Consider the following 6,983-nt stretch of genomic DNA (forward strand, 5'->3'; position numbering starts at 1 on the left):
ATATTTTTGCGTAATTCTATGGCTTGGGCTAGGCTTATATTTGGTTTAGATTCTAGCTTTTGTGTTTCTCGTATTAAAGTATTTGTGAGTTGATTATCAAGTCCTAAGCTTTCAATTGCATCATCTGTTACTTGTTTGTAGCCTTGCAGTAATGTAGCTTTAAAGTCTGTATCATTTAATGCGTTTTGTAAGTTATCAATGCTTGCATGTTTGCTTCTTGTTAGTGGCAGTAATTTTCTTGCTTTTGCAGCCTTTTTAACTCTTGCATAGAATCTAAAGAGTCATTAAGTCTTCGCACTCATGTCTTTAAAAAACCACATTTTAATATTTGCATATGCAAATATTTGGAGAAAAATCCAAATTTTAAGCTATAATGTCGATTTATGAAACATATTTGCAGATATATCATTGCATTAGTGTATCATAATGTAAAAGGGTGGCATGATCATTTACGCAAAATGCTTGTATAATACGTAATATAAATGATTGAGAGTAAAAATATTTTGGGGTAGAGAATGTATAAAAACATATATTACATAATAAAAAATTCATTTCGATATATGGGTGTAGGGATTTGGGGCAAAAAACATAGTTTTATACATTCACAAAGATTTAAAACCATAATAAAACAGCAACATATAAATATTATAGAATCTAAAACAGATTCTTTGCTTGATATGCAAAGCAGAGATTCTCTAAGAAATGGCAAAGTTTTGCAATCTAAGATAGTTTGTCATACTACGGCGTTAGTTGAAGTCTCTAACCTAGAATCTAGGCAAACTTTAGATTCTAAAAAAGATTTTTCGCCTACGGCTCAATATGACAAGGTTTTAGAATTTAAACAAAACCTAATCTCTAAACAGAATCTAGAATCTTGCAATTTTGCACCCCTACGCCCTGCACCCACCCATTTGGATAAGAATCTAGAATCTAAAAATTGTCATATTGAGCGAAGCGAAATATCTAGCCAAGATTCTAAAAGAGATTTTTCGCCCTCGCTCAAAATGACAAGCAAACAAAGTATTAAAGATGTGGAAACAAATGTAGCGGGTATAACACATAAAACCGCAAATATGAAAATTAAGGGTATAAAAACAAATAGAGATTTTTCGCCTTTTCCAAAGGTTGAAAATGACAAAATAATACAAACTGAAAATGTCGGCAAATGGGCATACATGCAAAAGCGTTGGTATTATGTCTATTATCGTGTATGTTTTATGCGAAGATGTCGGCAAATGGGCATACATGCAAAAGCGTTGGTATTATGTCTATTATCGTGTATGTTTTATGCGAAGATGTCGGCAAATGGCTTTAAGATTCAAGAACAAAGCTTGAATGCCACAGCTTTAAGCTCTGCCTATGTAGCGGGGGCTAGGGGTGCTGATGCAAGTTACTATAATCCTGCGAATATGGGCTTTAAAAACGATTGGGGGGAAAATAAGCATGAGTTTGAGTTTGCATTCTCACTCATTAATATCCCGGGCTTTAAATTTCAAGTGCCGACTACAAATCAAGGATTAAGTTCTATTACATATATGAAATATGGTGGTCTTGTGGGGCAAGTAAAGCCGTTGTTAGAAGCACTCGGACTATCCCTAATTCCCGGGCGAATTGAGTTACAGCACACAAAGCCAGACACCGCTATGGTGGATGGCTCAACCGGTGATACAAACTTTATGTTGCCAAAATTTTTCTATAAATCAAAAACTTATAATGGCTTTACCTTTGGGGCGAGTTTCATCGCCCCTAGTGGTTTAGCGATGAAGTGGAATGGCTTAGGCGGTGAGTTTCTACAAGATGTGTTTATATTCTTAATCGAGTTTGCCCCATCGATTAGCTACACTTATAGAGATAGAATCTCTGTGGGTTTTGCTCCACGCCTTTTATATGGTATGGGGAAGTTTAATAATATCGTATATGTGCCTTTAGGCACAGCTCAACAACAAGGGCACAATGGTAACGACGACAAATTGCCAGAAGAGATACAGCAGACAAATCCACAAGCAGGTAAAAACTGCACACCTTCATTTGACCCCAATATACTACAATCTCTACCTGATGGACTTATCCCACCTGATATGGCAGGTATGTTTGAAGGTCTTATTGATAATCCCGTGATTTTCCCCTTTTTAGGTCTGCCACCTAATGCAACGGAACTTGATGCCATTAAAGCTATGGTAGCCAAGATTCAAACCTGCCTTGTTGGCACAGCTCAAGTCGTGCAGAAAAGTGATGGGAGTGATATAGGCTTTGGCTATCGTGCGAGTGTGTCGGCTAGAGTGGGAGATGGCGGTATGTTCTCTGTGGTGTATAATAGCCCTGTTGCCATGCAGTTTAAAGGCAAGGTAAGTGCAGATACGATTATCGGTGGTCCAGTAGGCAGTGTGAGAATGGACGCCCCTTTATATCTCTATATAACTATGCCTGAGATTCTAACCATTGCATATAGCCATGACTGGGCATTTAAAAATAAGCATAAGTTACGATTAGAGGCGACTTATGAGCGGACATTTTGGAGTAGGGGTAGGAAGTTTGACACAGAGTTTGGCTGGAGCGAGGCAAAATTTACCGCAAGTCCGGGCAGTGTGCCAGAGAGCTTTAGTCAAGAGCAACTTAAGGGCATGGTAAATTTAGCTGATTTTAGTGCGGTAGCTATGGGGAATGGCTGGGTAGATACAAATACCTTTAGGGTTGGGGCGACTTATATCACAAAGCGTCTGCGACTTATGCTTTCAGCAGCGTATGATAAAGCCCCTGTGTCACAGACTGCCATAGGTATCCCTGATAGTAATGGCTATATGATAGGGCTTGGTGCGAAGTATAACTTCCGCGATTTTGATGTGGGTGCGTCTTTGAGTAATACCTTTAAAGATAGCTCAAGTAGCATTTATGCGAGTGGTGGTGTAGGACAGCTTAGGATTGCTACTTTTTCGTTGGGATATAGGTGGTAGTGCTTTGGCATTTTGTAAAAAAGATATGAAATATTGATGAAGTAGGCTATAATTAGCCTTTATTTTTCTAATGATTTAGGGGAATGCTATGAGTAGGAAGCTATTAAGCTTAGGCTATATTTATGAGATGATAGGCAGACATGAAGAGGCGTTAGCCTTTTTTGAACAAGTGCTTGAAAAAGATTCTAAAACCTTAAGCACAGAGTTGATAAAAGAAGCACATTTAGGCATAAAAGCAAATGAAATGGCATTAAAGTTTAAAAAAGATAAAAGCCTTATCACAAAGAATCTAGACATGAAACTCATGCAGGAAAAAATCGCTATATTTAAAGAGAATCCAAAAAATTTAACAGGGTGGTTTAGTCAATGGAATTAAAAGATGTTGTATTGCAAACGCTGAGTGAGATTGAAAATAGCGTTGATGAAAAGGGATTTAAAGATATAAGACTTGGTGTGAATACTGGTGAGACGGAGTTTTTACAGAGCTTTAAAGAGCGTATATTTGTGCTATTTGAGGGATTGAAACAAGGTGATTTATGGTTAGAGAGTGCTGAAGATACACAGAATCAAATACAAGCAAAGCTAGATCTTATACTAGGTTTCCTGCAGTTTCAATTAGCCTTACTTGATGCAAGACTTGAAGTGCTTGATAAAAGGAATTTTGAGGGAGAATGAGTTTTATTGTAGGTGCTTTATTTGCATGTTTTAGTGTTTGACTGCTGTTTTATTTAGCGTTAATTGTCTAGCTTGTGATTGTTGCTGAAGTTAGTTTTAGTGATATTTTTATTTAATTGGGATAGGGCGGTATATTTTCTATTAGATACTGCATTGACAGACTAAGAACCTAAGGATATAAACTTTGTTCATGTTGTAAGATTCTAATAACCCTAGAATCTTGCATGTATGTATCCCATAAAGCTTTACGCTCAATTGAGAGATTTTCACAATGTTTTTTATCTGGGGCTAGGGCATTTTTTGCTACTCTCTTTTCTGCTTGGGTGAGTTCTGGGATATACTTATAAAATCTCGCACAAGCACAACTTTTTGCTACAAAATCAACAAGCTGTGTGGGATATGAAAATACGCTTAATCGCTCTTCTTGTGGTCCCACTCTCACACCATTAGAATCTTGTATAAAAATCGTCCTATATGTGTAAATATAGGGTTTGCATATCTCTTCTTTTGGGGCGAGGGCTATCTCTAGAGATTGTGTATCCCATGTGAATTTCAATGTTTGAAATGGGGTTATTTTATCATATTGGGCTTGTAAATCGATACTTGTTGTCTGCATGTCTTTTAACACATAGCTATAATCTTTGATAATGTCAAAATGTGTGAAAATCTCTGTCTTTTTATCCGCTATTATCGCAAAAAAGGCTTCTTGTATGCTCATATACGGGTAGAAATAAGTATCTTTTATCTTTGTCGCACTGCAATCTGGCAATATACACGAAAAAGATTCTAGAATCTGCATGATATCTTTATCATCTTTATATGTATGTCTTAGTCTTACAAAGGCTTTATCTATAATCTTTGCTTCTTTTATGCTGCTTTTTTTACCCTTATTTTGCCTTGTCAAATAGGCATTATAAAGGGCTGTAAAATCATTTATCTCTTTTGGAATCTCTTTTAAAGTTAGCGGATTAGAATCTAGCTTTTCAGTAGTATATGCTAAATCACTGCTAGTTTGCATGAAAATATTTGTATCTTTTTTATCGCTATCACAAGCTACAAAGAAAATGGATAGAGAAAAAAGTAAGAAATAAATACAAGGCATTACAAAGATTCTATTCGTATCATATAAGGCTTTTTGCTGACTTCTTTTAAGTTTTCTAGTGATTCTAAAGCTTTTTTTATCTGCACTTCAGAGCATGTATGTGTGGCAAGTAAAAGCAGGGCAGAATGTGTGTCAAGGTCTCTTGGCTTTCTTTGGATAAGCGATTGTATAGAAATATTATGTGTGGCTAACACTTCTGCGATATGTGCTAATACGCCGGGCTTATCATCGACTTGCAATCGCACATAGTAGCGACTTATAATCTTATCTTTTGGTAGTAGCACCATGTTTTGCTCTAAACTATGCTGAAAGTCTGCGACATAGCCTAACATAGGTGCGGTTTTACTACGCACGATCTCTATAATATCACTCACAACAGAGCTTGCCGTCTCACTCCCACCAGCACCCGCTCCATAATACACGCTTTCACCGACTTTATCACCTATCACACTGATTGCATTCATTGCACCATCAGTTTTTGCAAGCATAGAATCTTTTGGTATCATACATAGATGCACGCGTAATTCAAGCGCATTTTCCTGCTTTTTAGCAATGCCTAGCAGCTTCACACTATAATCATGCTCACATGCAAAGCGGATATCTTCAAGGCTAATATCTTCAATCCCTTCAACGATAATATCTTCCATTTTCGCATGGATACCATAGGCAAGTGAAGCAAGTATTAATAGCTTGTGTGCGCTATCACTGCCATTAATATCAAGTGTAGGATCGGCTTCTGCATAGCCTAGATTCTGCGCTTGTGTCAAAGCAGTAGCAAAGTCTGTGTTGTTATTACTCATTTGTGTTAGGATATAGTTGCTTGTGCCATTCATAATGCCACGGATACTTAAGATATGATTCGCACATAAGCCATCACGCAAAGCCTTAATAATAGGTATGCCACCGCACACGCTCGCCTCAAAACCAATGGAAGCTTCACTCCCTTTTAGCTCTAGCTCATGCCTATGATATGCTAGCATGGCTTTATTTGCAGTAACAAAGCCTTTTTTATTTGCTAAGGCTTTAAGGGCGATTTTATAAGGCAACTCCACACCGCCCATAAGCTCGACGATAATATCAATCTCTGGGTCATTCAGTGCGTCATCGATATTTGTGCTTAAGGGGATATTGACATTTTTATTGTGAATATTTCTTGCGATACCAATCTTTGGCAGTATTAATGCCCCTGTTCTTGCCTGTATGATATCTCTATTTTGCTGCAAAATCTCAATAACACTACTCCCCACAACCCCAACACCAATAATTGCTACATTTATAGTTTTCATAATATACCTTGAATGCTTTTCTTTTCAGTGCGATTATTATAACAGCAAAATGATGATTTGGGAAAAATTAGGTAAAATGAGATAGGATAAGCTTCCAAAATAGATTCTATACTATACTAATAGTTTTACTATGGGTCCGTAAAATCACATTCCACAAGCATTACTCATCTGGTGCAAAGAAGTCTTTGATTGTCTCATCCGTCATCTCAACCCCACGCATATATGTGTCATAATCTTTAATAGTGTGCCCTATGTCCAATACCCTAAAGCCTTTTAAAAACATTTCATAAGCAAGTACTTTTCCTGCCGGACCAAGCGCAAACAATAATACCTCATCCCCACTCACTTTATCATCAAGTTCTTTCCTTAGCCTATCAATATCTCTATATGCGTGTTTTGTGGGACCATAAATGTATTCAACTTGAGACCCTTCTAAAATATTGAATTTTATATTTACAAGGATTTTATCACCACAAACGAGCATTATTTTCTTATTACTAAAGATTTGTTTAAACATGTCGTAATGTTTCTGTGTCTCTTCCTTGCGGTTTGAGTCCCAAGCATATACTTGTGAAATACCACTACATGCATACTCTTTTCCGGGTATCGTGCGTTTCATAATAAGATTGTAATTTTCAACTACCCAAGAGTAATCGTATTCTAGCGCAATGTTGTTCGCATCTGGTGAGGGCGAATGAAAGTGTCCGCCACTAAGCCCTATTAGCAAATTATCATAATCAGATAAAATAATCTCTGATAACTTATCAGCTAATTCTTTATTGTATTCTTGGAAAGGAATGCCCCCCCCCCCCCATGATAATATACTCACCATCCCCAAAAAGAATAAACCTTTTTATCCGTTTTTACCATTTTTTTTTTGGTGTCTGAACTATTTTTTTTTCCGGGTGGTTTCATTATTTCAAAGTCTTTTTTTTTTTTATTTCGAGGTTTTGTTGCAAAATTATTCCT

At 36.9% G+C, this 6,983-nt stretch carries 6 protein-coding genes; 3 read left to right on the plus strand and 3 right to left on the minus strand.

The window, feature by feature from the left end:
• The first annotated feature begins 515 nt into the window (after positions 1 to 515).
• The 3 genes from C6H08_RS09835 (at position 516) to C6H08_RS09845 (ending at position 3,626) form a co-directional block, all read left to right on the plus strand.
• Positions 516 to 2,951 (plus strand): OmpP1/FadL family transporter, encoded by a 2,436-nt coding sequence (locus tag C6H08_RS09835; protein ID WP_052100014.1) that lies wholly within the window; start codon positions 516 to 518, stop codon positions 2,949 to 2,951.
• Between the two features lie 88 nt (positions 2,952 to 3,039).
• Entirely contained in the window at positions 3,040 to 3,327 is a 288-nt protein-coding gene (locus C6H08_RS09840) for a tetratricopeptide repeat protein (protein WP_027338370.1), read from the plus strand.
• Positions 3,318 to 3,626, plus strand: coding sequence for a CiaD-like domain-containing protein (locus tag C6H08_RS09845; RefSeq protein ID WP_034562707.1), 309 nt, complete (start codon positions 3,318 to 3,320; stop codon positions 3,624 to 3,626). The genes C6H08_RS09840 and C6H08_RS09845 overlap by 10 nt, the downstream gene beginning before the upstream one ends.
• A 169-nt stretch (positions 3,627 to 3,795) precedes the next feature.
• Here the strand turns inward: C6H08_RS09845 and C6H08_RS09850 are convergent, their stop codons facing one another.
• The 3 genes from C6H08_RS09850 to C6H08_RS09860 form a co-directional block, all read right to left on the minus strand.
• Complete coding sequence (locus tag C6H08_RS09850; RefSeq protein ID WP_034580038.1) at positions 3,796 to 4,728, minus strand: hypothetical protein; 933 nt, start codon at positions 4,726 to 4,728, stop codon at positions 3,796 to 3,798.
• Positions 4,728 to 6,014, minus strand: coding sequence for a homoserine dehydrogenase (locus C6H08_RS09855; RefSeq protein WP_034562711.1), 1,287 nt, complete (start codon positions 6,012 to 6,014; stop codon positions 4,728 to 4,730). The genes C6H08_RS09850 and C6H08_RS09855 overlap by 1 nt, the downstream gene beginning before the upstream one ends.
• A 160-nt stretch (positions 6,015 to 6,174) precedes the next feature.
• Positions 6,175 to 6,846 carry a GT-D fold domain-containing glycosyltransferase gene (locus tag C6H08_RS09860; RefSeq protein WP_104686187.1) on the minus strand — a complete coding sequence of 224 codons (672 nt, stop codon included), beginning with the start codon at positions 6,844 to 6,846 and terminating at the stop codon, positions 6,175 to 6,177.
• Between the last annotated feature and the right edge of the window lie 137 nt (positions 6,847 to 6,983).

Source organism: Helicobacter bilis, from assembly GCF_900198365.1.
Lineage (GTDB): Bacteria > Campylobacterota > Campylobacteria > Campylobacterales > Helicobacteraceae > Helicobacter_A > Helicobacter_A bilis_B.